Here is a 26,458-nt window from a genome sequence, read left to right as displayed (position 1 = left end):
GTTCTGGTCACCAGGTCACCGGCAGTTCGCGCAGGGGGCTGGTGAGCATGCCGTCGTGGCGTCGCAGGGCGTCGGCGTCCACGGCGAGCCTGAGGTGCGGAAGGCGGCGCAGCAACACCCCGAGCACGGCCTGCAGTTCGGTACGGGCCAGGGGCTGGCCCAGGCAGGAGTGCGGTCCGGCGCCGAACGTGAGGTGCGGGTTGGGGCTGCGCCCCAGGTCCATCACGTCGGGTGTCTCCCAGGCCTGTTCGTCCCGGTTGGCCGCTGCCATGCTGCACACGACCGTCGTGCCGCGCGGCACGGTGCCGCCGGAGAGCTCGACGTCCTCGTGGGCGTAGCGCAGCATCCCGAAGCCGCTGCCGTTCGGGTCGAAGCGCAGCACCTCCTCGACCGCGGAGCGGATCAGTGAGGGGTCCTCGACCAGGCGCTCCCAGCGGCTGCGGTCGGACAGCAGGTGCGCCGTCATCATGGCGATGAATCCGGCGGTGGTCTCGTGGCCTGCCAGCAGCAGGGCCTGGCCGGTGGCCACGAGGCCCGCCTCGGACATCGGCTCGCCCTCGGCGTCCTCCGCGCTCATGAGCCGGCTGAGCAGATCGTCCCCGGGTGCTTCGCGCTTGTCGGCGACGAGGTGTGCCATGTAGTCGGCGAACGCCTGGTGTGCCGCGTCGGTCTCCTCCCGGCTGTACTTCGTCATGTTGAGGAAGGTGTCGGACCATTCCTTGAAGCGTTCGCGGTCGCTCTCGGGCACCCCGAGCATCGTGCAGATGACGTAGACCGGCAGCGGGAAGGCGAGGTGGCCGATCACGTCCGCGGGACCGCCGTGCTCGATCATGGTGTCGACGAGCTGGTCGGCCATCTCCTCCATGCGCGGTTTCAGCGCGGCCATCCGCTTCGCGGTGAACCACTTGCCCACCATCCGGCGCCAGCGCTCGTGTCCCTCGTCGTTCAGGGCGCGTGCCATCGGGCTGCTGAAGATGCCCTCGGCGTCACCGGACGTGATGCGTGCGGCGTCGGGCCTGGCCAGGCCCTCGCGGGTGAGCCGGGGGTCGGCCAGGACGGTGCGTACGTCCGCGTAGCGGGTCAGCAGCACCGCCGCGTCGCCGCTCGGGAAGGTCACGCCCGCCACCGGGCATTCGCTGCGGAGTTCGGCCCACTCCGCGGGCGGCTCCAGGGCCGTCGGTGCAACGACCGGGTAGTCCAGCGGCTGCTTGTTCCGGGCTTCGCTCATGCCGGCCTCCTCGAGTTCGCCTTCCGATCACTAGACATCGCCCCTTCCATTTGAGTCAACCAACTGACTTAAATGGAAGGGATAGCTGACTGGAAACACCTCTCCGGTTCATCGGGCGCCCCTGACCCGGAAGATCGCCAGTGCCGCTGCCGCCGTCAGAAGCAGCGCCATCACCCACACCACGCGGTAGCCGCCGGTGAGCGCTATCAGCTGACCGGCCATGACCGGGCCGAGGGCCTGTCCGAGGTTCGATCCGAGTGCGGCCACGCCGAGGTCCCGGCCCGCGGCGTCCTTGTCCGGCAGAACGTCGATGAAGAGCGCCTGGTCCACGGGGAGGTAGATGCCGAACGCGATGCCGGCCAGCACCACCTGGACGAACAGTGCCGTCAGGGTGGGCCGGCACAGTGGAACCAGCATCGACAGTGCCATGACGCCCGACGAGACGGCCACCAGCGGCTTGCGGCGGCCGAGGCGGTCGGAGGCCCGCCCGGAGAACAGCATGGCCACGACCGTGCCCGGCATCGAGGCGACGGTCAGCAGCGGAAAGAGCCGGGTGGCTTCGGTGAGGCTGAGGGCGGGCGTGATGTAGCTCTGCATCATGAACAGGCCGAAGGTGGTCGACACGGCGTACCCGAAGGTCAGCAGGATCCGCGCGAACCACACCCAGCGGAAGTCGCGGTGACGCAGCGGCACGAGGAGCCCGCGGAAGAACGGGCCCCACTGATGCGGGGGCACCGCCAGGTCGGTCGACGGCCGGTCACGCGCCAGGAGGACGAACCCCGTGACCGCGACGACGAGCAGGGCCGCGAACACGTACAGGATGTCCAGGCCGACAGCCGGCAGGAGGAGGCCCGCGCCGACCCCGCCCAGGATGCCGCCGCCGAAGTTGCCCAGACTGCCGATGCCCGAGGTCGCGCCGACCTTCTCCTGCGGGACGCGGTCGGCGACCGTGGTCTGCAGCGGCCCGCTCACCGCGGCGAGTGTGGTCTGCGCGCAGGTCCACAGCAGGGCCAGGACGGCGATGGTCGGAGCGAACCGGACCCCGACGAGGAAGCTCGCGCCGACGAGCGTGCCGAACACGATCCACGGGGTCCGACGACCGTAGCGGCTCCTGGTGCGGTCGGAGAGCACCCCGAGAACCGGCTGGACGATCATGGTGGCGGCGACGGCCAGCGAGGTGACGAGCGACAGCGCCTGCGCGCGGGCGCTGTCGAAGTCACTGAGCAGGCCGAGCAGCCGCCGCTGTTCGCCGGTGGCCACGGCGGTGCCGGCGTCCACGGCCGACTTCAGGTTGTTCAGTGTGGTCAGGTCCACGTCCGCGTCGGCACCCGTGAACCACTTCGCGAACTCGATGGACTGGACCTGGTTGGGCAGTACGACGCCCAGCACGCCGCCCCAGATGGCGGTGATCGCGGCGAAGACCAGCGCGTACCACAGGACATAGCGGCGGAAAGGCTTGCCTCCCAGGTACGTCATGGACGTGCCGGGGGTGGCGGGCTCACCTGTACGCGGCGGTGGTTCTACGGCGGCTACGGCGTGATCGGCCATGGAGGTGCCCCTTTGCGACTCCAGTGATGAAAAGCCGGCGATCGCCGAGGACCGTCGAGACGACTGTTGCTGCGGCGCGGCTCACCTGGAAGCTGAGTGAAGGTTATATTTCCGAGCCGAGTCAAGGGTGTTGCTCCAGGAATCTTGCCGCTCGCTCGCTTGATTGCTAGCTTCCACTCAGGATTTGAGAGGAAGGGTGGTTCCATGGAGGCTGCTGCACGCTCACGGAAGCGGGGCCCCTACCAGCGTTCGCACGAACGCCGGGAGCGCATTGCCCTGGCTGTTCTTCAGCTGGTGGACGAGTTCGGTCATGAGGGCGTCACCACGGCGCTCGTGGCCGCCGGGGCGGACTCCAGCGAACCGACGGTCCTCTATCACTTCCCGACCAAGGACCACCTGCTGGTCGCGGCGCTCGACCGCATGGACGACCTGGAGGCCGACCTCTCGGGTGTGGACGACGGGCGGGCGGCGCTGGACCTCGACTCTCTGCGCGAGGTCGCGAACGCCGCCGTGACGGCCCATGACCGGCGGCTGCGGCTGTTCGTGATGCTGCGCGGCCAGGCCGCCACACCGGGCCACCCGGCGGCCGAGTACTTCACTCGCCGGACCGAGCGCGCTCTCGCGGTCTGGAGCGACATGATCACGAAGCGGCAGCGTGACGGCCTGGCCCATCCCGGCCTCGACCCCCGCGCGACGGCCCGGCAGATCCTCGCGCTCTGGGACGGCCTGGTCCTCGCCCACTTCAGCGACCGCGACTTCGACTGCGGCCAGGCGCTGGTGGACGGCGTCCGCCTGCTCACGGGCCAGAACTGGATCGAAGGACTCGCGATGCTCAACCGGCCCGGCCTCGGCCTCTGAACGGAAGCAGGAACGGACGACCATGCCAGCACAGACCTTCGACAGCCCCTACGTGGACATCGACGAGTGGCGCGAGGCACCGCGGCCCCACCGCTACGTACACGGAGGCTTCAAGGGAACCGACACCCGTTTCTCCCTCTACTTCCCGTCGGCCGCGACCTATCAGGGACGCTTCTTCCAGCACATCGCCCCCGTCCCCGAGAGCGAGCACCTGGCCCAGGCGGCCGGCGGCCAGGAGGACAAGATCGGGTTCGCGTTCAGCGCCGGCGGCTACTTCCTGGAGACGAACGGCGGGGGCGCCTCCGGCGGACCCGGCACCGACACGGACCCGACCATCGCCGGCTACCGGGCGAACGCCGCCGCGGCGGAGTACTCGCGGGTGATCTCCCGTGACGTGTACGGCGATCACCGCCCCTACGGATACGCGTACGGCGGCAGCGGCGGGGCCTTCAGGACCATGGGCTCCGCCGAGAACACCGAAGGGGTGTGGGACGGCTTCGTCCCCTACGTCCCCGGCAGCCCGATGGCCGCCCCCAACGTCTTCGCCGTGCGGATGCACGCGCAGCGGATCCTGCGCGACACGTTCGACGGGATCGTGGACGCCCTGGAACCCGGCGGCAGCGGTGATCCCCATGCGGGCCTGACCGCCGAGGAGAGCGACGCTCTCACCGAGGTGTCTCGAATGGGCTTCCCGGTCCGCTCGTGGTTCGGGCACCGGACCATGGGCACGCACGCCTTCGGAACGCTGTACCCGGCCGTCGTCGCGGTGGACCCGGGATACTTCGAGGAGTTCTGGACCACCCCCGGCTACCTGGGCGCCGACCCCGACTCGTCGGTCCACCGGGAACGGATCCGCTTCGACAGCACGGTGAGTGGCGTCCTCCTCCGCCGCGACAGCCCCGACCTGGGCCCGTTCACCGAGCAGGCAGAGAGCGCGCAGGGCGGTGTGGACGAGGCGTTCAAGGGTCCCGCGGGCGAGCCCGGCACCGTCGTCGCGCTGCGCCTGACGACCGTGGCCGGCACCGAGTCACTCGGCGCCGAACTGACCGTCACCAGCGGTGCGGCCAAGGGTGCCAAGGCACGGCTCAAGGGCTTCTCGCACGACCTCGCCGTCATCGACATGCCCGACCTCGACGACGCCCTGTCCGCCCTGCGACCCGGTGACACGGTCCACGTGGACAACAGCAACTTCCTCGCGGCCCAGACCTACCACCGCCACCAGGTGCCGGGCCCCGAATACCCGGTGTGGGACCAGTTCCGTGACAGCGATGGCAACCCGGTTCCGCCTCAACGGCCCTTCCAGCTGGCCCCGTTGTTCGCCGCCGGGGCGGCCGGACATGTACCGGACGGCAACATCGGCGGCAAGATGATCGTCGTGGCGTGCCTGCTCGACCGGGAGGCGTTCCCCTGGCAGGCCGACTGGTACCGCACCAAGGTCACCGGACATCTCGGCGACGCCGTCGACGACACCTTCCGGCTCTGGTACGTGGACAACGCACTGCACGCCGACTCCGAGCGCCAGGAACACCCGACGCACACCGTCAGCTACCTCGGCGTGCTGCACGAGGCGCTGCGCAGCCTCGCCGACTGGGTGGAGAAGGACATCGCACCGGCTCCCCACACCCGGTACGAGATCAGCGACGGGCAGGTCCTCGTGCCCGGCTCCGCTGCCGAACGCGGCGGCGTCCAGCCGGTGGTGCGGCTGACCGCCGACGGCGGCCCGCGCGCCGACATCGCCGCCGGCACACGTGTGACCCTGGAGATGACCGCCGAAGCGCCGCCGGGCGCCGGCAGCATCGTGCGGGTCCAGTGGGACCTGGACGGAGACGGCACGTACGAGATCGACGACGTCACCGAGGCCGCCTCCCGACTGACCCTCACACGTGACCACATGTGCACCAGCCCCGGCACCCATTTCGTCACCGTCCGGGTGTCGGCGCAGCGCGACGCCGACCCGGAAACGCCGTTCGCCCGCGTCGACAACCTGGACCGGGTCCGGATCGTCGTGCGGTGACTCCCGCCATGCCGACATCGCAGGTGGAGTCGCGGTCCTGCTGGAGGGACGGTTCACGTGCCGAGGGTGGCGCCGCCGTCGACGGTCGGGGAGTGCAGGGTGATGTGGGCGGCCCGGTCGGACAGGAGGAAGGCGACCGCGGCCGCGATGTCCGCGGGCCGGGCGACGGTGCCTGGCGGGATGCCGGGCCGGAACTGGCCGGGCAGTCCACTGACCGCGGTGTGCCGCGCCTGGTCGCCCCAGAGCCGGGCCGGCATTCCGGTGTCGGTGGAGCCGGGAGCGACGGTGTTGCACCGGATGCCGTACGGCGCGAGTCCGAGGCCCAGGCAGCGGGTGAAGGCGGTCGCGGCGGCTTTGGAGGCCGCGTAGGCGGCCAGTCGAGTGCGGGCGCGGTGGGCCGCGTTGGAGGTCACGGTCACCACGGCGCCGCCGCGGCGTCGGCGCATGGACGCGGGGACGGCGCGGGAGACGAGGAAGACGCCGGTGGTGTCGACCGCGAACGCCCGGGCCCAGTCCTCGTCGGTGGTGTCGTGGACCGAGCCGGGAAGAAGGACGGCCGCGCAGTGCACGAGGAAGTCGACGGGCGGCCGGCGGCCTGTTCGGCGTCGGCGGCCATCCGTCGCACGTCGGCGTGGTCGGTGACGTCGGCCTCGACCGCGGTGACCGTGTCCGGCCCGTACCGGCGCAGCGGGGCGACCGCTTCCGCCAGCCGCCGGGCGTCGTGGTCCACGGCCACGACACGGGTGGCGACCACGGTGCGGCCCTGGCGGGACACCAGCAGTTCGGGGCTGGAGCCGACCGGCGTGCGGGTCGGCGGTCAGCAGGTTGCGCAGCAACCGGCGCGCCTCAAGCGGCGCTTCGGCGCTCAGCAGCGCCGACCGTGCGAGTACCACCTTGTCGAGGCCGCCCGCCGCCATCCGGGCCAGGACCTTGCGCATGGCGCGCATGTACTCCTCGGGCGGGTGCTCGGCGACCACTTTGAAGGGCCGAGGCGCCGGCGGAGGTGGGGCGCGGGTCAGTGGTGCGGCCGGGTCCCAGGTGGCCGCGGCCGGGAGGTGCGGGGCGCAGGGTGAGTCGGTCCGGAGAGGCAGCGCGCCGACGACCAGGGGCCGACCGGCCCCGGTGTACTGGCGCAGCGTGGTCGCCACCCGCCCGGCGATGCCGGCGGCGTCACGGGTCCCTTCGTCGGCGTCGACCCGCGTACGTATCCCGGTCGCCGACAGTGTGTGCCGCCCGCTGGAGAAGCAGGCCCCGTCCCCGGCCCGGTGGTGCTCCAGCAGGACGGCTGTGTCCGGGGTGTCCGGCGCGTGCTTCGTGCGCGTGTGGTGCCCGGCAGCCATGCCGCCTCCTGGTCCTCACGCGGTCGGGCCCGTGGAGGACCACGGGCCCGTCTTCTGTCAGATGGGGCCCAGCAGCATGTTCCCCGGCGCCGTGGGGTCGTCGTTGAAGTAGAAGTCGCGGACCGACTTCAGGATCTCTTCGCGCGTGAGGTAGCCGTCGCCGTCCTCGTCCAGGCGGCTGAAGGCCTCCATGCTGTCCTTCTCCGGGATGTTCATCAGGGCCCGGTACCAGCGCACGTGCTCCTGCTGGTCGACCTTCCCGTCCTTGTCGGAGTCGACCACGTTGATGAGGGCCTGGATGAACGGCCGGTACAGCTTGTCGAAGGTCTCGGGACTGGTGATGACCTTCGTGCGGAAGGCGTTCTTGTACTCGTCCTCGGTGATCCGCCCGTCGTGGTCGGTGTCGGCGATCTCGGCCAACACCTCCCACAAACGGGTGAGTTGCTCGTTCAGCTGGCGCTGCTGGGGAGAGTTGGGCTTGTGCCCGAACTCCTTGCCCATGCGCTGGGCGGCCTGGTCGAAGTCCGCCTTCTCGATGACGCCGTTCTGGTCCGTGTCGTACGTACGGAAGTGGCGGCTGAGCTTTTTGTCGAGGAAATTGGGGCCTGGCACGATTGGTTCCCCCTCAAGGCTTGTGGGGTCCTATTTGCCGAGAACGTAGCAACAGCCGCGGTACGGAGACACGGCGATTTCGGGTCGGAATCGCCACACCACGGACACCGAGGGACAACTCGGCCAGCTCTTGGCACCCGTCACCTCGCGCGGCGCCTTGACGCCCCGCCCGCACGCGGGGCGGCAGGGCGCCCGAGAATGGGCCGGCACCTGCGATCACCTCGTTCCGCACTATTGACCGGTCAATTGACGAATGGTTGGATCAAATCAATGGACGCGCCCAAGTACCAGCAGATCCGGGCCGAGATCGAGGCCCGGATCACCTCGGGCGAACTGCAGCCCGGCTCCCGGGTCCCGACGGAGGCCGAGCTGCGCGAGGAGTACGGGGTCAGCCGCGCCACCGCGCAGCGCACCCTGCACGAACTCGCCCAGGCAGGGCTGGTGGTCCGCTACCGGCGACGGGGAACCTTCGTCGCCGAGGGGGCCCGCCAGGAGAATCTGCTGCGCTTCACCGACGTGCGGCAGACGGGGCCCGAAGTGCCGGGCCCGCACACCGTCCACTCCGCCCGGGTCGTTCCGGCGGGCGATGCCGATGTCGCCCTGCCGGGGGTCCCCGACACCGATCCCGTCAACGAGCTGCGGCGCGTCAAGTACAGCGAGCAGGGCGAACCACTCGCCGTCGAACTCAGCGCCGTGCCCTTCGCCCTCGCCCCGCACCTGCTGAGCGAGGACCTCGAACACCTCACTGTCCTGCACTACTTCCACCGCACCGGTGTCCCGGTCAGCACCTCTCGGATGTACATCGAACCGCTGATCCTGGACGAGACGACCGCCGCCCTCCTCGAAACCCCGCCGGGTGAGGCCGTCCTGCGGCTGCGGCGGCTGACACGGCTGGCCGACGGCGGCCTCGCGGAGGCCATGTGGCACATCATGCGCCCGGGCCTCACCGAGTTCTTCGTCGAGCAGTCCGTCCTGGAGGTGCCGGGCAACCGCTGAACAGCACATCGGAAGGAACCCCATGCCCGCTCCCCCGCCGCGCGTCGCCGTCGTCGGCACCGGCGTCATCGGCGCCATGACCGCCTGGCACCTCGCCGCCCGCGGCGCCGAGGTGCTCGCCTTCGACGCGTACGGCCCCGGCCACGACCGCGGCGCCTCGGCCGGCGAATCGCGGATCTTCCGCACCGCCTACAAAGAAGGTGCCTCCTACGTCCCGCTGCTGCGCCGCTCCTACGAGCTGTGGCGCCGTCTGGAGACCGAGTCCGACCGGGACCTCCTCACACTCTGCGGAGGCCTCACCCTCGGCCCGCCCGACCACCCGGACCTGCGCGCCGTACGACGCAGCGCCGCCGAACACGGCCTGGACATCGAGGTGTTGGACGCCGCCGAGGCCGGCCGCCGGTTTCCTCAGCACCGGCTGGACGACGACGAGATCGCCGTCCTCGACCGACAGGCCGGTGTGCTGCGCCCCGAACCCGCCGTGCAGGCCGCACTCGCCCGCGCGCAGGAACTGGGCGCCCAACTCCTCCCGTACCACCCGGTGACCGGTATCGACGAGCGCTCCGGCGGCGGCTGGCGCATCCGTACACCGCGGGCCACGTACGACGCCGATCACGTGGTCCTCAGCCCCGGCCCCTGGACCGGTTCCTTCGAGCGGCTCGCGGGCCTGCCGCTGCGGGGCCGGCGCATCACAGCCGCGTGGTTCGCCGCCCGGGACATCGCGGCGCACCGGCCCGACAGGCTGCCGATCGCCATCCGGCGCCACCGGGACGCGGGCTTCTCCTGCTTCCCCGTACTGGACGGCACGGCCGTCAAGATCGTGCCCCACCACCTGGCCTGGCCCGACGCGGACGCACCCGAGGATCTGCCCCGCGGCGCGGACGCCGAGTTCGCGCAGGCCGCCTCGGCCGCCGTGGCCCGGCTGCTGCCCGGTCTCGTCCCGCACCCGGTGCGGATCGGGGTCTACGCCGAGGCGTCCAGTGCCGACGAACACGCGCTGCTCGGCCCGCTGCCCGGTGCGCGCGACGCCACGCTCCTGGCCGGCTTCTCCGGGCACGGCTTCAAACTCGCCCCCGTCTTCGGGGAGATCGCCGCCTCACTGGTCACGGAGGGCAAGTCCCCCTACGACATCGCGTTCCTCGATCCGGCGCGCTTCACCGCCTGACACCCGGCACACCACCCACCGCCACACCGCCCCACCCCCACAGCACGGCACCCGCATGCCTCCCGGCCCCTCCCGCCCACCGAGGAGCGTGACCCTTGCTGCACCACTCCACCGCGCAGATCGCCGCCATCGTCGTCGCGGCCCTGCTCATCATCGCCGCCGGAGCCTGTCTGTCGGTGTACTTCGGCCGCCGCGCCAAGAACTCCGCCGACTGGCTCTCCGCCCCCGAGTCCCTCCCTCTCATCGTCGTCGTCATCACCCAGTTCGCGACCGCCGCGGGCGGCGGGGTGCTGATCGCCCACGTGGGCATCGCGTACACCTCCGGCTGGTCGGTCTTCGCCTACGAACTCTGCGTCGTGCTCGGCTTCTTCGGCCTCGCCCTGACCGCGCGCTGGCTGCGTGACCAGGGCTTCAGCACCGTTCCTGACGTCGTCACGCGACTGTTCGGGCACAACCGCACCGTCGTCGCGCTCGCCGGGGTGAGCGCCCTGGTCGTGCCGTTCGGCTGGCTGGCCACCCAATTCGTCGCCTTCTCCCAGCTGTTCGGCCAGCTCACCGGAGTGTCACCGAGCCTGCTGATCCTCTTCATCGCCGCCGGTTCCCTGCTGTTCGTCCTGCCCGGCGGGCTGACCTCGGTGGCCTGGACGGACTTCGTCTTCGGCATCTTCAAGATCGTGATGTCACTGGTGGTCGCCGCCTACGCCGTCCATCTCGCGGGCGGCTGGAGCGGCATCACCTCCCATGTGCCCGAACGGCTGTGGCAGCCCAGCGGCCTGTTCGCCGCCGGTGGCGACCAGATCTGGCTCTGGGTGGCCGCGATCCTGCCCGGCACCCTCACCAACCAGCTCTACTACCAGCGCATCTTCGCCACGAAAAACGTCTCCGACGCCCGTCGCGGCATCATCCTCAGCGGGCTGACCATCCTCGTCGGCGGCGTGTACGCGGCGGCCATCGGGCTCTCGGTCCGCGCCCAGCACCCCGGCCTCGCCAACCCCGAGGAAGCGGCCGGCTGGCTCATCACCCGGCTGCCGCCGCTGCTGCTCGTCACCTACGGGGCGTTCCTGGTGGCCACCATCGTCTCGACGTCCGGCAGCGCGCTGCAGTCCGTCGTCACCAGTCTGGTGCGCGACCTCTACGGCAGCGTCGCCGGAGGGCAGCGCACCGACCGGCGGATGGTCACGCTCTCCCGGATGTGCACCGTCGCCGTCACCGCGATAGCCGCCGTGCTCGCCATCTCCTTCCCGACCGCGCTCACCTGGCTGGTCGCCACCTACGCCTACTCGGCCTCGGCGCTCGCCGCCCCGCTCTTCCTCGGCTACGCGCTGCGCCGCCGCTTCCGGCTGACGCCCGCCGCCGCCCTCGCCTCGATGGCGGCGGGACTTGCGGGCTGCGGCGCGGCCCAACTCCTCGACACCCTGGTGCCGTACGCGGTGTACGGCATCGCCGCCTCCGCCGTCGTCCTCCTGGGATGCGCCCTCACATCCGGCCGCCCCGCCACCACCCTGCCCGCCCCCGCTTCTCCCGTCCCCGCCCCAGAAGGAGGCATCTCGGCATGACAGCACCCTCTGCCCCCGCACAGCCCCGCATCGCCGTCATCGGCGGCGGTGTACTCGGCGCCGCCACGGCCCGCGCGCTCGCCGTACGCGGCGCGGCGGTCACCCTCTACGAACGCACCGCGCTCGCCGCCGGAACCACCGGCACCTCCTTCGCCTGGGTCAACTCGCATGCCAAGAAGCCGCTTTCGTACCACGAGCTGAACTCAGCCGGTCTCGCCGAACACCACGCCCTACGGAAAGCGGGCGCACCGGCGCCGGACTGGTTCTTCCCCTCCGGCAACCTCGAATGGGCCGCCGACGAAGCGGGCGACGAGCGGCTCGCGGCGGCTTTCGCCGAGCTGGAGACCCACCGTTACCGCTGCTGCTGGCTGGACCCCGACCGGGCGCGCGCACTCGTACCGGACCTGCGCGTCCCCCCGCAGGTGCGGCGCATCGCGTACTTCCCCGAGGAGGGTTACGTCCTGCCGCACCCGCTGCTCGCCCGCCTGTGGGGCGAGGCCCGCGACCACGGCGCCGAACTGCGCTGCCCGGCCGAGGTGACCGGCATCGAGGAGCGCGCCTCGGACGTGCGCCTGGAGCTGGCGGACGGGACGCGCGCGAGCGCCGATCTGGTCGTCACCGCCACCGGACGGTGGAGCGCCCGCACCGCTGCCCTGGCCGGGGTCTCCCTGCCCATGGCGGACGCGGCCGAGCCCGGCTCCGCCACGGTCGGGCTCCTCGGCTACACCACCCCGACAGCGGCGCGGCTCGACGCGGTCCTCACCACGCCGCGCCTCAACATCCGCCCGGACGGCGGCGGACGCCTCGTGGTGCAGGGACTCGATCTGGACGTGGACGCCGACCCCGCCGCGCCGCCGCCCGCGGACGGCCGGCACGCCGCCCAGCTCCTCGACCGGCTCGCCGGCCTGCTGCACGGCACACAGGGCGCCGCACTCGAATCGCTCCGGGTGGGTCAGCGCGCGCTCCCCGCCGACGGCCTCACGGTCGCGGGCCGACTGCGCCCGGACGGCCGCGTCTACGCGCTGGCCACGCACAGCGGCATCACGCTGGGGCCGCTGCTGGGACGGCTCGCGGCCCAGGAGCTGCTGACCGGCGAACGCGACCCTCTGCTGGATGAGTTCGGCCCGGACCGCCTTACGGGCGCCGCGCCGGACTCCTTCGGGAAACTGGAGCGCCCGCGCTTCGCGGGCCAGCAGTGACGCGGTCGCCCGGGGCCGGACGGTACTCGCCCGCTACACCGACACGGCCGTCGCATCATAGCCGTAGATCCAGCCGCTGCGCACCAGCGGGTCCGCGTCCGCGAGGCTCAGGTCGCGTGCGCGCTGTGCGGGGCCGTCGGGCAGATGGTTGTCCTCGGAGCGTGCGTGGCTGGCCTGTTGCAGGCGGGTGGTGCGGTCGATGCGGGCCGCCTCGTACCGGGTGAGGGCGTACGGGGGATCCTCCGGAGTTGCGCTCAGACAGCGGGCGAGGACGGCGGCGTCCTCCATGGCCTGCGCCGCGCCCTGCCCGTAGAACGGGAACATGGGGTGGGCGGCGTCGCCGAGCAGGGTGATGCCACCGTGGCTCCAACGAGGCAGGGGCGGGCGGTCGAGGAGGGCCCAACGACCCGGTGCGGAACCGGCGTTGATGAGGTCGGTGACCCGCCCGTCCCAGCCGTCGAACTCGGCGCGGAACTCCTCGGTCCGCGCCGTGGCGCTCCAGGACTCCTCGGCCTCCTCCCCCGCCGGGGCGAAGGCGACGACGTTGACCTCCCGGCCGCCGGAGACCGGGTAGTGCACGAAGTGCCGCCCGGGGCCGAGCCACAGCGTCTGGGCGGGGCGCAGCGCGAAGGCCGGTGCCGCGGCGGCGGGCACGACCGTGCGGAAGGCGCAGAGGCCGGCGAAGCGCGGGCGCGTCGGCTCGGCGACCGCGCGGCGGACGAGGGAGTGCATCCCGTCCGCGCCGATGACGACGTCGGCGTCGGCGCTGGTGCCGTCCGCGAAAGACAGTCGCGCCCCGTCCCCGTGCGGCTCGACGGCCGTGCAGCGTGCGCCGAGCCGCACCGCGCGCTCGGGCACCACCGAGCGCAGGGCGTCGAGCAGATGGGCGCGGTGGATGGTGTAGGTGCGCTCGCCGTAGAGGCGTTCGCAGGCGCTGTCGAGCCGCTCGGCGGAGAGCACGGTGCCGTCCTGCCAGCGCCGGAACTCCCAGCCCCAGTCCAGCGGGACGGCCCGGCTCAGGGCCGGTTCCGCGATGCCGAGGGCGCGCAGCAGCCGTACGGCGTTGGGGGCGGCCACCAGGCCCGCCCCGACCTCGGTGAGCGCGGCCGCCTGCTCGTGGACCGTGGCAGTCAGCCCGGCCTGATGGAGGAAGCCCGCGGCGGCCATGCCGCCGATCCCGCCGCCCACGATCGCTATCCGCAGTTCCGTCTGCCTGTTGCGCACGGACACCTCCAAGACATCGCCGCGAACTCCCGTGTTCCTACGGCACTTTCGCGATCCTCTCCGGCTCCGGCACGCCACGGAACGGCTATGTTCATTGAACGAACGCCGCCGTCGGCCACCCGCATGGAGAAGGCAATGCCGCATTCCCGTCAGCCGGGCCGCAGTGTGAGCGCGCGCCTGCTCGACGTGCTGTTCGCCTTCCGCGCCACAAAACCCCGGCTGACCCTGGCCGAACTGACCCGCGCCACGGGCCTGCCGCACGCGTCGGTGCGCCGGCTCGCCCTGGAGCTGGTGGCGGCCGGGGCCCTCGACCGATCGCCGGACGGCACATTCACCGTCGGGATCCGGCTGTGGGAGGTGGGCACGCTGGCGCCGCTGAGCCTGCCGCTGCGCACGGTCGCACTGCCGTACATGGAGGACCTGCACGGCGCGCTGCGCCAGCACGTGCAGATCGCGGTCCTGGAGGGGACGTCGGCGGTGCTCGTCGAACGGCTCTCGGCGAACCACGCGGTGGACGTCGCTTTCCGCCCCGGCGGCCGGTTGCCGCTGCACAGTTCGGGTGTGGGAAAGGTACTACTGGCCCACGCGGGGCCCGAGTTGACCGAGGCTCTGCTCCGCGACGGGCTTCTGGCGCACACCCCGAGCACCGTCACCGACCCGGTCCGGCTGCGCGCCCAGTTGGCCGAGGCGCGGGAGAGCGGCACGGCCGAGGTGCACGGGGAGACGTCCCCCGGCGTGGACTCGGTGGCCACGCGCGTCCTCGACGGCGACGGCGAGGTGGTGGCCGCGCTCGGCGTCGTCGTCCGCGCGGGCACGGTGGACCTGCGGACGGTGCGTCCTGCGGTCATCGCGTCGGGACTCGCGGTGTCCCGCCGACTGGGCTGGCAGTCGGCGACCGGGATACGTCCCTGCTAGGGCCCTTCTGATGGATCTCCGTGGGAGAAGGAGCGGCGTTCGGTGCGTGCCCTCGGTGTGCGGTGTGAAGGGTCATGTGGCGGAGCCACCTGTCCCTTTGCGCCGCGCGGCACGCTGCCACTGCCGCACCCAGTCCCGGCCGTAGTCGTTGCCGTGCGGTGTGCGCAGCACGGTGTGGACGTGGAACGGCTCGGGTGTGTCGTAGTCGAGGAACACCCCGCAGTGGTGGTCGAGTTCGGCGATGACGACGGGCGACTGGACGCGGTAGTAGAACACGTCGTCGGGGCCGTGGCCGCCGATCCAGCAGAACCACGTCTCGTCCAAGTGGGCGCGCACCTCGCGCAGCCGGGCGGCGCGTGGCCCGGCGGGCAGCGGCCCGAGGAACTCCACCACGGCGGACATCACCAACTCCTGTGCCGCGTAAGGCATCCGGGACACGGGCAGGCCCTCGAAGGGGATCACGCGATTGTCCTGGAAGGCACCGGCGAGATGCCGTTCGTCACCGGGATGCACCCGGCCTTCGGGCATCGCCGGGTCGACCATCCGCGCGTAGACGGTGGCGGCCCGCCGCTGCTCCGGCGGCAGGGCTGCCATGATCTGTCGGCCGACGGCGATCCGGTCGGTGAGGGCGGTGTTCCCGGCGTGCGGTCCCGCGTCGATCGCGTTCGGTTCGGCGCCGAGGAAGACCGGGCCGAGCGCCATCCGCCCGTTCACGACGAGGCAGTTGACAGCGCAGTGATGCCCGAACAGCTGCCAGCCCCACGGGGCGTCCGTACCGGGATCGCCGTACAGGGCGATGTTGTAGCTGAACTCGTTGAGGATGCCTTCCAGGCCGACCACCTCGCCCAGGAAGCCGTTGATCCGCATCATCGTGCGGACCTCTTCGTACCCCTCCGGGCTGAGGGACGCCTCCACCAGAGCGAGTGCCGCCCGGCGCACCTCGGGCGCCTGGAACTCCAGGCGCAGGCCGGTGTCGAACTGCAGGAACTCGGGGTTGGCCCACGTCTGCCACTCCACGGAGTCCACCGGGTGGGAGATCCTCGCCCGGCTCTCCTCGTCCAGCATGCTCAGCAAGTTCCCTGCCGCGCCTGCCATTTCGGCCGTCGGCGCCTCTTCGCCCGGCCGCGCGGGGACCAGGGGGTGGATGCCCTCGCGCAGGGTGCCGTTCTCGGTGATCCCGGTGAAGTCGTTCTTGTACAAGGGGGCCCAGCCGCGCATCAGCTCGCCGGTGAAGGTGCCTTCGGCTCCGGCCACCTCGCGGTACGCGTACGGGTCGAGGCCCTTGAGCGCGGCGATGCGCGGGTGGTCGGGCGGGTAGAGATACCTGCGGTATGCGGCGGCGGATGACATGAGGCGTCCCTCTCGCGCTGGAGTTCCGGATCGGGCTGATGTGCGTGACGCGGTACGAGTTCGTCCGGCACGGCCCGCGCGATGCGCACGCACACCGGACGAACTCCCGCGCTAGGTACTGGCGTTGTGTCGCACGACGGCGGCGCACACGGCGGCCTCGTCGCCCGCCGCGATGGCCTCGACGAGGTCGGCGTGCACCTGGCAGCGCTCGGCCCGGTAGCGCTGTGACGCCTCGGCGTCGTCGTCGAGCCGGGAGGAGGCGGACGTGAGGTGTCCCAGCGTCCCGGTGTACACGGCCGCCGCCATGCGGTTGGGGCAGATCCGCGCGATGCGTTCGTGCAACGCCCAGTTGGCCCGCATGAACGCGTCCCAGTCAAGGGCAGCACGCAACTCTTCTACATGTGTGCGCAGTTCGGCGACGTCCGCGTCGGTACGGCAGCGGGCGGCGCCGACATCGACGAGCGCCTCCAAGTGGTCGCGCAACTCGATGGCGTCGGCGACCGTGGCCGGCTCCTCCCGGACGCTCAGCAGAGTGTGCCGCAGACGCACCACCGGACCCCGGTCGGCGACGAAGAGGCCGCCGCCGCGCCCCGGGCGGATCTCCAGAACTCCCCTGTCCCGCAATACGCGTACGGCCTCACTGACCGTCGAGTACGCGTAACCGGTCTCCTCCCGCAGGGCATCCAAGGTGCCTACGGGATCACCGGCCCGCAGACCGAGCGTGCGAATGCGGTCATCGAGAGCGGCGGCCAGTTGCTCGGCGCGCGTACGGCCAGGACTCGTGTTGAGTCCGGTCAGCGGCGCCCGGGAGGCCGCCGCACTCCGGGCCCGGACTCCTTGTCCGTCGGCTGGTTCGTGGGGCATAGTCGCCATCGAAGCATAAACCTCCGAACCTTTAAAGGTTTTTGAGTTCACGGACCGGGAGCAGCGCATGCGCATAGTCGGCATCCATCGGCAGGGCACGGGGACGGCGGTGGCCACGCTCTCGGCCGACGGTCAGGAGGTGACCGTGCTGGCTCCGCTGGAAGAGTTCTGGGCGGACCCGTCCCGCCACCTCACCTCGGACACCAGCGGGCCGACGCTGACGACGGCCCAGGTGACGCTCGTTCCTCCGGTACTGCCGCAGGCCCGCGTCATCTGCGTCGGCCTGAACTACCTCAAGCACGTGGCCGAGGGCACCTTCCGGGACGAGCGACTGCCGGAACACCCCACGCTCTTCGCCCGCTGGACCCGGTCCCTCACCGTCGACGGCGCCGAGATCCCCGTACCCGCCGGCGAGGACGGACTGGACTGGGAGGGCGAGGTCGTGGCGTGGCTCGGCGCACCCCTCGTGGACGCCACCCCGCAAGAGGCCCTCGCCGCGGTCGTCGGCTACTCCACCTTCAACGATGTCACCTCACGCCGGGCCCAGAAGCTCACCTCGCAGTGGATCCTCGGCAAGAACGGCGACAACTCGGGACCGCTCGGCCCCATGGTCCCCGCCGCCGAAGTGGGTGACCTGCGGGACGGACTGCGCGTCGTGACGCGGGTCAACGGCGAGATCGTCCAGGACGGCACCACCGACGAGATGGTCTACGACGTCGGCAGCACCCTCGCCCACATCTCCCGCACGTTCACGCTGCGCCCGGGCGACCTGCTCGCCACCGGCACACCGTCCGGCGTCGGTTACGCCCGCACTCCCCCGTGGCTCCTCCAGCCGGGAGACGTCGTAGAGGTCGAGGTGGACCGCCTCGGCCGCTTGCGCAACACGGTGACCGCCAACGAGGCACGCCGTGTGGGGGCACGGGGCCCGGCCATGCACGCGGGCTGAAGCCGGGTTTCGGACTTGGGGAGCGCCGGTTCAGACGATGCGCAGGAGAGCGGGTACGCGGCCTGGGTCCCGTGCGGCTCCGCCCGGGCGCTTCGGTAGCCGTCGACACTGTTCCCGCGGCCTGCCGGTGCGTGGTCGAGGACACTCATGGCTCATGGGGCCACCGACCCGACGAGATCCGCGGTCGCGTCCCACAACCGGCCGGCCCCTGCTGACCGCGCTGGGCACCGACCGGTTCGCCGCCGACGCCGAGTGATGCGGTGGGGCGCTACCCGGTGAGCTGGGGCACTTGAACCTCCGCACCGGCATGGGCGGGGACACGACGGCACGACCTGCTCATGGTGCCGGTGCCCCCGCCGAACTCAGGACGAGGTGCTCAGCTCAGGTGGAATTTCTGGGCGTCTGCTCCGTTGCAGTCCCAGATCTGGAGCCGGGTGCCGTTGGCCGTGGCGCCACTCGGCGAGTCCAGGCACCGGCCGGACTGCGGGTTGAGCAAGGAGCCGTCCGACTGTGTCACCCACTTCTGGCCGCCGACCCCGTTGCAGTCCCAGAGTTCGACCTTGGCGCCGCCGGCCGTGCCGTTGCCGACGATGTCCAGGCAGCGGCCCAGGGTGCGCAGCGTGCCGTCGGCGAGGTGCGCCCAGTGCTGGTCCTCGGCGTATTTCTGGCAGTCCCACAGCTGCACCGCCGCGCTGTTCACGCCGGTGTCGTCGGCGGCGACGTCGACGCACTTGCCGCCGGGGCCGGTGAACTTGCGCTGGTCGCCGTTGGGTTCGTCCGTCTGGCCTGCGTAGCCGACAGAGGTGATGTTGGCCTGGACGGCGTTCTCCGCCGCGTCGGTCGGGTAGCCGGTGACCATCACGCCCTCGAAGAACGTGCCGCGGTTCCAGTTGCTGTTGTCGCCGCCGGTGCCCAGGATGATGCCGCCCTCCTGCTGCATCGGCATGTACCCGCCCCGGTTGGGCAGCGCCCCGTCCCACCAGGTCGACAGGGCGCCCGACTGCGCGTTGCCGCCCTTGAGCGCGTATTTGGTCTGCCCGTTGTTCTTCAACACCGCCGTCACGTACGGGGTGTTGTTGCCGCGGTTGGCGGTGTTGGAGCCGTTGGCCCCCTGGAACATGCCGTTCTCCAGGTCTGCCTCGACCCACGGCCCCGATCCGGTGCAGGGGGCGAAGTAGCAGGTGGTGGCGATGGATACGGCGTCCATGTGGCCGTTGCCCGTGTCGGCGGGGGTGCGCTCGGCGTTGCCGTAGTCGAAGCAGCAGGCGGAGCCCACGTGAGTACCGCTTGCGACCATGTAGGCACCTTCGGCCTGACCGTTGACCGCCGTACCCGAAGCCTGTCCGTTGGAGCGGTAGCCGACGCCCGGCGAGACCCAGATGCCATAGACCTTGTGGCCGCCCGCCGTCACCGAGATCTCACTCGCGTCGGCGCCGCGGTCGGCGCCCATCCCGGCGGTGCCCGCGGGCCCGGGGCTGAGGTCGTTGTGGCGCGAGGTCTGGTCGTAGATCTTGCTCATCGAACAGGTGGTGTTCTGGCAGAAACTGTCCTGCGCCGCCGCGTCGGCGTAGCCGCCGGTCGCGAGCGGTCCGATGTCCTTGGTCGCCCCGTCGGAGGCTCGCTTCACCTGGTAGAGCGGCCCGTTGTAGGTGGAGATGAGGGCACGGGTGGTGCTGTGCGCGGCGACGCAGGGGGTGCCCGCACCGGCGTAGATGTCGCACGGCAAGGATGCGGCGGCGTGGGAGAGGCCCGGCATGTTGAGCAGCGCGCCGAAGACGAGAGCCAGCGTGGCGATGACGGAGAGGACCGCCCGGCGCGGGTCGGCGAGCAGGCCGGGTGCGGGGACGCCGGTTCTTCGGGCGGGATGAGGCGATCTGCGCATGATGTGCTCCCAGGGGGGTGAAGGTGGAGCCTCAACTCAGAGACATAGCAAGCGAGTTGCAGTGTCGTGCCAGAGCCGGAACGTAGACGCCCTGTTCGTTTACGTCAATGTTTGTTGCTTTGCCGCGCCGTTCCTTGAAGGAATATTTGGGGTTCCCGGACGGTGGAGCGATCTACAGCTGCGCGCCCACTCGGAACATCTGGTCCACGCGCAGCGTGTCGTGGCGGTCGCAAGGATGAGGGCCCCTGAGCCCGCCGGCAGGCGAGGACGGTACGCGCCTGCGAGCCGAACTCGAAACCGCGCCCATGGAACGCACGATAAGCGGGGAGTACGCCGGTCGCCGGCTCCGCCGGCGATGGTCGAGGCCGCGTATCCACTGAATCACCGGTCTGGCAGTTGCGGGATTTCGCCGGCGGCGAGTTGACATGCACCGAGGAGCCCTGGCGCCGGAGGCACGAAAGTTTCGTTCAGCACTTGTTTGATTTCGAGAAGGCCATTCGAGCGGAGCTTGAAATCCCTGGCGAGATTCCCTACGCCCGGGGTAGTGCGAGGCTGCCGGTGTCTCAGCCCTTTCTGACCGCATCGCTCACCTTGGCCGGTGCGGTCCGCCAGGGGGCTCCGTGTCCTGGAAGCACCCAGGAGGCGGCCAGTGGGGCGATCCGGTCGAGGGAGGCGAGTGCTTCGGCCGGGTCGTCCGTGAAGGGCGCGGGCTGAGGGCCGGTGCGGCCGGTGAGGACGTGCCGGGTCGTCAGGGCGTCGCCGACGAAGACCGCGTCGGCGAGCGGAACGTGAATCGCCACGCTGCCCGGGGAGTGCCCCGGCATACCCACGATCACGGGTTTCCCGGGCAGGTCCAGGACATCGCCGTCGTGGACCTCGGTCACCTCGCCGATATAGCGCGCGCGCAGGCCGTTCTTGCGCAGCGAGTACCCGAAGAACTTGAGGGTCGGCCCCACGCGCATCGGCCCCACGGCCGTCTTGGGCTTGTCGCCGGTACGGGCACGGTCGGCGTCGGCGGCATGCACGAACACCGGTACGCCGTGCTTGCTCCGCAAGCGTTCGGCAAAGCCGATGTGGTCGGAGTCGCCGTGCGTCAGTACGAGTCCGCGGATGTCGTCGACGGACTTGCCGAGGGAGTGGAGTTCGCGCTCCAGGTCATGCCAGTGGCCGGGCAGGCCGGCGTCGATGAGCGTGATGCCTTCGGGGGTGTCGATGAGGTAGCACGCCACCAGATCGTTTCCGAGGCGGTGCAGATGGGGTGCGAGTCTCATGGCGGTCTCTCCCGTGACAGGGGTGCAGGATGTGGGGATTCTCGATGGCTAAGCTACTTAGCTATGATGGCTATCGTCAATAGCTATCAGTGCGGAGGGGCCAGCCATGCCGACGCCGGAGAAGACCTCGCTCAGCGCGATCGTCGCCGCGGGCCGCGACCTGCTCGAGGCAGGTGGTCATCAGGGATTGACCATGCAGCGCGTCGCCGAGCGGGTGGGCGTGAGGGCCCCGTCGCTCTACAAACACGTCGGCAGCCGCGCGGCACTGCTGACCGCCGTGACCGAGGCCACCATCGAAGACCTCGCGTCCTGCCTGGAGGCGACCGACGGCTCGCTCGAGGAACTGGCACGCGCCTACCGGCGGTTCGCCGGCTCACGGCCCGAGGGGTTCCGGCTGATGCACGCCGCACAGGCGCTCCCCCGGGCCGCCCTCGACCGCGCGGCCCGCCCGGTGCTGAGCGCCGCCCTGGGTCTCACCAGCGAGCGGGAAGCGCTCGACGCCGCGCGCCTGCTGACGGCCTGGGCGACCGGCTTCATCGAGATGGAACTCAACGGCGCCTTCCAGCTCGGGGGCAGCATCGACCGCGCCTTCGAGTACGGCCTGAGCGGCATGCGCCGAGCGCTGACGAACGACCACCAGGGGCCGACGGCTTGACGGCCGAAAAGCACCCTGTGCGACATACCTCGTACGCGTGGTGCGGCCGTCAGGGGGCAGGCAGTCCCCGCTCCGCCACGTGCGCCCGCAGCAGAGCGGCGAACGCCGACCGCGCCGCCGAGCGGTAACCGCCGTCCCGGGTGAGCAGGGCCGCGGTGCGGTACGGCAGCGGCGGGTCCAGCGGCACAGGTGTCAGCCCCGGCCGGTCCAGGGTCACGGCGTTCGGCAGCACGGTGGCCAGCGGGCCGCCCCGCACGATCTCGATGAGCGCCAGGGCGGAATCCGCCTCGACCGCGACCCGCGGAACCACGCCCTGCTCCGCGAAGTACGCGTCGATCCTGGCCCGGGTCGCGAAGTCCCCGCCGAGCAGGGCCAGATCCCGTCCGGCCAGCTCGGCGACCGGTAGTGGCGTCGGCAGGGGCGACGGGTCGGTCCGGAACCCGGTGACCACGTCGAGGGTCTCGGTGAACAGCGGCTCGGCCGCGACCCCCGTCTCCCGGTCCCCACTGAAGCCGATGCCCGCGTCGAGCTCGTCGGCCAGCAGGGCTTCGCCGATACGGTCCTGCGTCGCCTCGCGCACCGACAGCTCCAGGCCGGGGTGACGGGTGTGCAGCGCGGCCAGGAGAGGACCGACGAGATAAGCGGTGAAGGTCGGCGTGACGCCCAGCCGCAGCCGTCCGCGCGAGAGGTCCCGCACGTCCCGCACGGCGCGGTCCGCCTCGGCCAGCTCACGCAACGCCCCCCGGGCGTGGGACACGTAGACCTCGCCCGCGTCGGTCGGCCGGACGGTCCGCCCGGTGCGGTCCAGCAGGGGCAGCCCCACGGCCCGCTCCATCCGGCGAATCTGCTGCGACAGGGTCGGCTGTGACACGCGCAGGGCGTCGGCGGCGCGAGTGAAGCTGCCGTGCTCCACGACGGCGAGCAGATACCGCAGGTGCCGCAGTTCCACGAGAGGGGGCATACCAGCAGCCTAGGCCCCCATATAGCTGCCATCTATAGGAGGCATGAACAGGGCGTCTTGGACGCTATAGGGGCAGGTCATCCACACTGAATGCGTCGTCGGTCCGTGACCGTGCACCGTGTGCCCGCAGCCGCGTACCGACATCCACCTCCCGCCGACAACCCCCACCGGAGGCATCGCATGGACTTCGTGCAGCGCACCATCGATCTGGCCCGTCAGAACGTCCTGGACGGCGGCCGCCCCTTCGCCACCGTCATCGTGAAGGACGGCGAGATCATCGCCGAACGCGCCAACCTGGTCGCCCAGACCCACGACCCGACGGCCCACGCGGAGGTCCTGGCCGTCCGCGACGCATGCGTCCGGCTCGGCACCGAGCACCTGACCGGGACCACGGTCTACGTACTGGCCCAGCCGTGCCCGATGTGTCTGGGCGCCCTCTACTACTGTTCCCCCGACGAGGTCGTCTTCGTCGCGACCCGGGATTCCTACGAGCCGCACTACGTCGACGACCGCAAGTACTTCGAGCTGAACACCTTCTACGACGAGTTCGCCAAGCCCTGGCAGGAGCGGCGCCTGCCGATGCGCCACGAGCCGCGCGAGGACGCCGTGGACGTGTACCGGCTGTGGCAGGACCACAACGGCGGCGACCGCAGGGTGCCGGGGGCACCGGTCGCCGGCTCCGGACAGAGCGCGTGAAGAACGGACCGGCCGGGACCCCGCGCGTAGCGGGGTCCCGGCCGGTCCGACGGGTCTGCCTGTCTCAGGCGCGGGCCGGGGCCTGCTCGGTCGGGGCTTCCTTCCCGGCCTGGTTGTCGGTACCGGTACGCAGAGCGGGGATGAGGGACGCGACGGCGGCCGAGGCGAGGGCCACGCCGCAGCCGATCAGCAGGCCCGTGCGGAAGCCGCCTTCGGAGGCGAGCGTGTAGCCGCCCATGCTGATGGTCATCTGCGCCAGGACGACGCCGATCACCGCCGACCCGATGGTGGTGCCCAGCGAGCGCATGAGGGTGTTGAAGCCGTTGGCCGCGGCCGTCTCGGAGACGGGGACCGCGCTCATGATCAGGGCGGGCATGGAGCCGTAGGCGAGAGCCACACCGCTGTTGATGACGATACCGACGATCATCAGGCCCCAGGCGGTGCCCATGAGCGGGAGAGCGATGCCGTAGCCGGCCGCGATCACCAGCGCGCCGCAGATCAGGGCGAACTTGGGGCCGCGCGCGTTGATGAGCTTGCCGCCGAACGGGGAGATGATCATCATCATCACGCCGCCGGGCGCGATCCACAGGCCGGCCGCCAGCATCGACTGGCCCAGGCCGTAGCCGGTGGCCTTGGGGAACTGCAGGAGCTGCGGCGCGATCAGCATGAAGGAGTACATGCCGACGCCGATCAGGATCGAGGCGGCGTTGGTGAACAGGACACGCGGGCGGGCGGTGGTCCGCAGGTCGACCAGGGGGTCGCGGGTGCGCAGTTCGTAGAAGCCCCAGGCGGCGAGCGAGACGACGGCGAGGGCGAGCAGGCCCAGCGTGGTGCCCGAGCTCCAGCCCCAGTCGCTGCCCTTGGAGATCGCCAGGAGCAGGGAGACCAGGCCGATGGCGAGGCCGATGGCGCCGGGTGCGTCGAACCGCTGGCCCTTGGCGCCGGCCGGGACGTCCGGAATGATGAAGAAGATCAGGGTGCCGATGATCAGGGCGAGAGCGGCGGAGCCCCAGAACAGGACCCGCCAGTTCGCGTACTGGGCGACGGCCGCGGCGAGCGGCAGGCCGATGGCGCCGCCGATGCCCATGGAGGCGCTGACCAGGGCGATGGAGCTGCTGAGCTTCTCCTGCGGGACGACGTCGCGCAGCAGCGCGATGCCCAGGGGCACCATGCCCATGCCCATGCCCTGCAGTCCGCGGCCGACGATCATCGGTACGACGGACGAGGCGAGGGCGCAGACGACCGAGCCGATGACCAGGGGCACGACGCAGATCAGCAGCATGCGCCGCTTGCCTATCAGGTCACCGAGACGCCCGGAGACCGGCACGCACACGCCGGCGACGAGCAGGGTGACGGTGACCACCCAGGCCGCGTTCGAGGAGCTGGTGTGCAGGAGCTGCGGCATCTCCGCGATCAACGGGGTCACCAGCGTCTGCATGATCGCGGCGACAGTGCCCGCCATGGCGAGCGTGGCGACGACTGCGCCTGAGCGTGCGGTCGGCTGGGGGCCGTCCATGATGGAGCTCCTCTACGAAACTTCGAGACATCGACAGGTGTGCATACGCCAGGAAGCGCGATATGCACAATACACACCTTGTGGTCCCACCACATCCATTGCCGGGTGCATATAGTGGCCGTAGCGAACCCGCGGGAGTCACACCACGAAGGGGATGTCACGTGAGCAGGGCGGAGCAGGCCGCGGACCGGGTGGAGTTCGAGCAGATGCTGTTGAGCCGCTACATGCATCTACACAAGAGCAAGGGACGCCGGGAGGGCAGCATCCTCGACCGCAGCGCCTACATCCTGCTCAGCCGCATCCGTACGCAGGGCCCGATGTCGATCGGACAGCTCGGCGAAGCCTTCGGCCTCGACGCTTCGACCCTCAATCGGCAGACCGCGTCCGCCATGCGCGCGGGCCTCGTCGAGCGCATCCCCGACCCCGAAGGCGGCATGGCGCGCAAGTTCCGCATCACCGGGGAGGGCGAGAACCGCCTCGACGAGGAACGCGCGTACATCGTCACGAGCCTGAAAAACATCATGACCGACTGGCCGGAAGAGGACATCGCCGCGTTCGCCGACTACCTCCAGCGCTTCAACGCGGGCATCGAGCGCCTCTACGGCATGCCGTGGCCGCGTACGCAGATGGCAGACCGGCCCGCCTGAGGCGTGCGGGGACTTCGCCGCCGCGTCAGGTGTCGCGGGACAACTCGTGCGCCGTCCACGGCGCGGCGACTTCAGCGGGTACTTCAGGCGTGACTTCAGGGGTCGGGCAGACCTCCGAGATGGTGTCCACCACGCGGAAGCAGTGACTGAGACCCGCCGCCCGGAGGATGCGGCGCGGCATCTCGTGCGGGCAGACCAGCACGAGCCGTCCACTCCGCTCGTCCACTCTCCGTCGCGCGCGGACCAGCAGGCGCAGCCCCGAACAGTCGAAGAAGTCCGTCGGGGTGAGGTCGATCACCACCGTGGGTGCGGGCGTGGCCGTGACGTCGTCCAGGTGCGGCAGGATCTCGGGCATGGCGGCGAGGTCGATCTCTCCGCGGAGCTCCATGACGGTCCACTCCTGGACCTCCCGCACGCGCACGAGCTCCGTGCGCGGGCCGTGCAGCTGCGCGTCGTTCATAGCGGCATCACCGGCACCTTCCTGAGTCACAAGGTGCTGCGAGCACGGGAGGGGGACGCTGACGGGGAGTACGCGGCGTGCTTACGCGTTCCCGCACCCTCGCAGGGGGAAGAATTCCAGCACATTCAGCGGGCATACGTCTAGCTTCAACTAAGCATCGAATTGGGCCAGTTGTGGTTGCGGAACCCGTTACCGCCACACCTCGCGCGGGCCGTCCAGCACCTTCCGAGGACCCGCCGGGCGGGCCGGCGGCAGGTAGACCACGCGAAAGGGAAGGTTCCGTTCGGCCGCCAGGGTCCGGGCCAGCTCCAGCAGGCTCAGGCCGGCCGTTCCCAACAGCGCCGAGCGCCGGACTCCTATCACCAAGCCGCCGATATCCTCACGGATGATCGCCGCCAGGAGGCGGGCGATCCTCGGCTCGCTGAATGGGCCCACGTCCCCGCGAAGCTGCAGCACGGCGATGCCCGCCAGCCGTCGCACCTCGACCGGCGCACGGCCGTCCACGTCCGATACAGCTGTCACCCACATCGCAAGCCGCTGCTTCATATTCATCAG

The 26,458-nt window shown here is 70.9% G+C and carries 24 protein-coding genes; 11 read left to right on the top strand and 13 right to left on the bottom strand.

Annotation, left to right across the window (positions count from 1 at the left end):
* Nucleotides 1-7: 7 nt before the first annotated feature.
* Together AB0J02_RS36495 and AB0J02_RS36490 are read right to left on the bottom strand one after the other, a co-directional pair.
* Nucleotides 8-1,228 (bottom strand): cytochrome P450, encoded by a 1,221-nt coding sequence (locus AB0J02_RS36495; protein ID WP_363198150.1) that lies wholly within the window; start codon nt 1,226-1,228, stop codon nt 8-10.
* 108 nt (nt 1,229-1,336) lie between these two features.
* On the bottom strand, nt 1,337-2,776 hold the full coding sequence (locus tag AB0J02_RS36490; RefSeq protein ID WP_363198149.1) for an MFS transporter: 1,440 nt from the start codon (nt 2,774-2,776) through the stop codon (nt 1,337-1,339).
* A 204-nt stretch (nt 2,777-2,980) separates the two neighbouring features.
* On the opposite strand from AB0J02_RS36490, the gene AB0J02_RS36485 reads away from it, so the two are divergent.
* Entirely contained in the window at nt 2,981-3,634 is a 654-nt protein-coding gene (locus AB0J02_RS36485) for a TetR/AcrR family transcriptional regulator (RefSeq protein WP_363198148.1), read from the top strand.
* Nucleotides 3,635-3,656: 22 nt separating this feature from the next.
* The gene (locus AB0J02_RS36480; protein ID WP_363198147.1) at nt 3,657-5,648 is read left to right on the top strand and encodes a hypothetical protein; all 1,992 of its coding nucleotides are present in this window, start codon (nt 3,657-3,659) and stop codon (nt 5,646-5,648) included.
* A 53-nt stretch (nt 5,649-5,701) separates the two neighbouring features.
* Here the strand turns inward: AB0J02_RS36480 and AB0J02_RS36475 are convergent, their stop codons facing one another.
* Nucleotides 5,702-6,988 carry an SDR family oxidoreductase gene (locus tag AB0J02_RS36475; protein WP_363198146.1) on the bottom strand — a complete coding sequence of 429 codons (1,287 nt, stop codon included), beginning with the start codon at nt 6,986-6,988 and terminating at the stop codon, nt 5,702-5,704.
* A 57-nt stretch (nt 6,989-7,045) separates the two neighbouring features.
* Nucleotides 7,046-7,600, bottom strand: coding sequence for an EF-hand domain-containing protein (locus tag AB0J02_RS36470; RefSeq protein ID WP_363198145.1), 555 nt, complete (start codon nt 7,598-7,600; stop codon nt 7,046-7,048).
* Between the two features lie 270 nt (nt 7,601-7,870).
* On the opposite strand from AB0J02_RS36470, the gene AB0J02_RS36465 reads away from it, so the two are divergent.
* The 4 genes from AB0J02_RS36465 to AB0J02_RS36450 all read left to right on the top strand — a co-directional run bounded on the left by AB0J02_RS36465 (nt 7,871) and on the right by AB0J02_RS36450 (nt 12,516).
* Nucleotides 7,871-8,596, top strand: a complete 726-nt coding sequence (locus AB0J02_RS36465; protein WP_363198144.1) for a GntR family transcriptional regulator — start codon at nt 7,871-7,873, stop codon at nt 8,594-8,596.
* A gap of 22 nt (nt 8,597-8,618) precedes the next feature.
* Complete coding sequence (gene solA, locus AB0J02_RS36460) at nt 8,619-9,761, top strand: N-methyl-L-tryptophan oxidase (RefSeq protein ID WP_363198143.1); 1,143 nt, start codon at nt 8,619-8,621, stop codon at nt 9,759-9,761.
* 95 nt (nt 9,762-9,856) lie between these two features.
* Entirely contained in the window at nt 9,857-11,317 is a 1,461-nt protein-coding gene (locus tag AB0J02_RS36455; RefSeq protein WP_363198142.1) for a sodium:solute symporter family protein, read from the top strand.
* Nucleotides 11,314-12,516 (top strand): FAD-dependent oxidoreductase, encoded by a 1,203-nt coding sequence (locus AB0J02_RS36450; protein ID WP_363198141.1) that lies wholly within the window; start codon nt 11,314-11,316, stop codon nt 12,514-12,516. The genes AB0J02_RS36455 and AB0J02_RS36450 overlap by 4 nt, the downstream gene beginning before the upstream one ends.
* A gap of 33 nt (nt 12,517-12,549) precedes the next feature.
* Here the strand turns inward: AB0J02_RS36450 and AB0J02_RS36445 are convergent, their stop codons facing one another.
* Nucleotides 12,550-13,740 carry an FAD-dependent monooxygenase gene (locus tag AB0J02_RS36445; RefSeq protein ID WP_363198140.1) on the bottom strand — a complete coding sequence of 397 codons (1,191 nt, stop codon included), beginning with the start codon at nt 13,738-13,740 and terminating at the stop codon, nt 12,550-12,552.
* 135 nt (nt 13,741-13,875) lie between these two features.
* Here AB0J02_RS36445 and AB0J02_RS36440 point away from each other — a divergent pair, with 135 nt between their 5' ends.
* Nucleotides 13,876-14,655, top strand: coding sequence for an IclR family transcriptional regulator (locus AB0J02_RS36440; RefSeq protein ID WP_363198139.1), 780 nt, complete (start codon nt 13,876-13,878; stop codon nt 14,653-14,655).
* A 72-nt stretch (nt 14,656-14,727) separates the two neighbouring features.
* Here AB0J02_RS36440 and AB0J02_RS36435 read toward each other — a convergent pair whose 3' ends face one another.
* Nucleotides 14,728-16,005, bottom strand: coding sequence for a DUF3500 domain-containing protein (locus AB0J02_RS36435; RefSeq protein ID WP_363198138.1), 1,278 nt, complete (start codon nt 16,003-16,005; stop codon nt 14,728-14,730).
* Between the two features lie 111 nt (nt 16,006-16,116).
* On the bottom strand, nt 16,117-16,869 hold the full coding sequence (locus tag AB0J02_RS36430; protein ID WP_363198137.1) for an FCD domain-containing protein: 753 nt from the start codon (nt 16,867-16,869) through the stop codon (nt 16,117-16,119).
* Nucleotides 16,870-16,936: 67 nt separating this feature from the next.
* Between AB0J02_RS36430 and AB0J02_RS36425 the strand changes: the two genes are divergently transcribed.
* Nucleotides 16,937-17,815, top strand: a complete 879-nt coding sequence (locus tag AB0J02_RS36425; RefSeq protein ID WP_363198136.1) for a fumarylacetoacetate hydrolase family protein — start codon at nt 16,937-16,939, stop codon at nt 17,813-17,815.
* 376 nt (nt 17,816-18,191) lie between these two features.
* Here AB0J02_RS36425 and AB0J02_RS36420 read toward each other — a convergent pair whose 3' ends face one another.
* Complete coding sequence (locus tag AB0J02_RS36420; RefSeq protein WP_363198135.1) at nt 18,192-19,697, bottom strand: arabinofuranosidase catalytic domain-containing protein; 1,506 nt, start codon at nt 19,695-19,697, stop codon at nt 18,192-18,194.
* A gap of 563 nt (nt 19,698-20,260) precedes the next feature.
* On the bottom strand, nt 20,261-20,968 hold the full coding sequence (locus AB0J02_RS36415) for an MBL fold metallo-hydrolase (protein WP_363198134.1): 708 nt from the start codon (nt 20,966-20,968) through the stop codon (nt 20,261-20,263).
* A gap of 106 nt (nt 20,969-21,074) precedes the next feature.
* Between AB0J02_RS36415 and AB0J02_RS36410 the strand changes: the two genes are divergently transcribed.
* Nucleotides 21,075-21,623, top strand: coding sequence for a TetR/AcrR family transcriptional regulator (locus tag AB0J02_RS36410; RefSeq protein ID WP_363198133.1), 549 nt, complete (start codon nt 21,075-21,077; stop codon nt 21,621-21,623).
* Between the two features lie 49 nt (nt 21,624-21,672).
* Here the strand turns inward: AB0J02_RS36410 and cynR are convergent, their stop codons facing one another.
* Nucleotides 21,673-22,584 (bottom strand): transcriptional regulator CynR, encoded by a 912-nt coding sequence (gene cynR / locus AB0J02_RS36405; protein WP_363198132.1) that lies wholly within the window; start codon nt 22,582-22,584, stop codon nt 21,673-21,675.
* A 180-nt stretch (nt 22,585-22,764) separates the two neighbouring features.
* Between cynR and AB0J02_RS36400 the strand changes: the two genes are divergently transcribed.
* Nucleotides 22,765-23,280: a nucleoside deaminase gene (locus AB0J02_RS36400; protein WP_363198131.1), complete on the top strand. Its 516-nt coding sequence runs from the start codon at nt 22,765-22,767 to the stop codon at nt 23,278-23,280.
* Between the two features lie 64 nt (nt 23,281-23,344).
* Here AB0J02_RS36400 and AB0J02_RS36395 read toward each other — a convergent pair whose 3' ends face one another.
* Complete coding sequence (locus AB0J02_RS36395) at nt 23,345-24,796, bottom strand: MFS transporter (protein ID WP_363198130.1); 1,452 nt, start codon at nt 24,794-24,796, stop codon at nt 23,345-23,347.
* Nucleotides 24,797-25,002: 206 nt separating this feature from the next.
* Between AB0J02_RS36395 and AB0J02_RS36390 the strand changes: the two genes are divergently transcribed.
* Nucleotides 25,003-25,443 carry a MarR family winged helix-turn-helix transcriptional regulator gene (locus tag AB0J02_RS36390; RefSeq protein WP_363198160.1) on the top strand — a complete coding sequence of 147 codons (441 nt, stop codon included), beginning with the start codon at nt 25,003-25,005 and terminating at the stop codon, nt 25,441-25,443.
* Nucleotides 25,444-25,468: 25 nt separating this feature from the next.
* On the opposite strand, the gene AB0J02_RS36385 is transcribed toward AB0J02_RS36390, so the two are convergent.
* Nucleotides 25,469-25,903 (bottom strand): anti-sigma factor antagonist, encoded by a 435-nt coding sequence (locus AB0J02_RS36385; RefSeq protein WP_363198129.1) that lies wholly within the window; start codon nt 25,901-25,903, stop codon nt 25,469-25,471.
* Nucleotides 25,904-26,092: 189 nt separating this feature from the next.
* The gene (locus AB0J02_RS36380) at nt 26,093-26,455 is read right to left on the bottom strand and encodes a hypothetical protein (protein WP_363198128.1); all 363 of its coding nucleotides are present in this window, start codon (nt 26,453-26,455) and stop codon (nt 26,093-26,095) included.
* Nucleotides 26,456-26,458: the final 3 nt, after the last annotated feature.

Origin of the sequence: Streptomyces sp. NPDC050264 (assembly GCF_040655895.1) — a bacterium.
Lineage (GTDB): Bacteria > Actinomycetota > Actinomycetes > Streptomycetales > Streptomycetaceae > Streptomyces.
This window is presented reverse-complemented; position numbering and strand designations above follow the sequence as displayed.